We start from the raw sequence: 1,063 nt of genomic DNA on the forward strand, positions 1-1,063 counted from the left end.
GCTCACCGAGCAGGGCGAGGTGATCTTCGCGCAGTACGGCGACCAGACCATCGCCGCGCGGCACCTCGAGCAGATGGCGAGCGCCACGCTGCTGGCCGAGGCACCCTCGAATCAGGAGCGCAACGAGCAGGCATCCGTCGCCTACGCCGCCCTCGCGGCGCGCCTCGACGAAGCCAGCCGCGCACGCTTCTTCGAGCTCGTGAAGGCCGACGGCTTCGCGCAGTGGTTCGGCCGCGTCACGCCGCAGGAAGAGGTCGGTCTGCTCGCCCTCGGCTCGCGCCCCGCACGCCGCGGCCTGTCGCTCGAGTCGCTCGAGGACCTGCGCGCGATCCCGTGGGTGTTCGCCTGGTCGCAGGCTCGCGTGAACCTGACCGGCTGGTTCGGCCTCGGCACGGCGCTCGCCTCGATCGGCGACCCCGAGCTGCTGCAGAAGGCGTACCACGAGTGGCCGCTGTTCGGCACCATGATCGACAACGTCGAGATGTCGCTCGCGAAGACCGACGAGCGCCTCGCGCGCCGCTACCTGGCCCTCGACGGCCGTGCAGACCTCGCGCAGCTCGTGCTCGACGAGATGGCGCTGACGCGCGAGCAGGTGCTGCTGACCTCGCGCCACAGCGAGCTGCTCGAGGGCCGTGCCGTGCTGCAGCGCGCGGTGCAGCTGCGGTCGCCCTATGTCGACGCGCTCTCGCTGCTGCAGCTGCGTGCCCTGCGCGAGATCCGCGCGACCGGCTCGACCGACGCCGAGGACCAGCCGCATCGGCTCATGCTGCTCGCGGTGAACGGAGTCGCCGCCGGCCTGCAGAACACCGGGTGACAGGCGGCGAGGGGCTCAGGCCGTGAGGGATGCCTCGGGCCGCAGCGCCTCGCCTCGTGCCGCCGGACGTGCCTCTGGTGCGCGGTGCGCCGACGTCTTCGCCTGCTCGAGTTCGGCGATGGCCGTGCGCAGCAGGGCGATCAGCCGGTCGTCGGCGTCCCAGACGCACGCCTCGGCGATGCCGCACGCGGCGACACGGACGATCTCGAGCCCCGCCCGCTCCTGCCGGCCGGGCGGGATGGCGCCGTT

2 protein-coding genes are annotated in these 1,063 nt (G+C 72.7%); one reads left to right on the forward strand and one right to left on the reverse strand.

Annotation, left to right across the window (positions count from 1 at the left end; translation table 11 throughout):
- Nucleotides 1-814: phosphoenolpyruvate carboxylase (locus tag ACM2XV_RS15535; protein ID WP_487027606.1), on the forward strand; the 814-nt coding region annotated here is incomplete at its 5' end.
- 15 nt (nucleotides 815-829) lie between these two features.
- Here the strand turns inward: ACM2XV_RS15535 and ACM2XV_RS15540 are convergent.
- The coding region (locus ACM2XV_RS15540) for a hypothetical protein (protein ID WP_487027607.1) at nucleotides 830-1,063 on the reverse strand (234 nt) is incomplete at its 5' end.

The sequence above is a fragment of the Gryllotalpicola sp. CP2-P1 genome, from assembly GCF_057512245.1.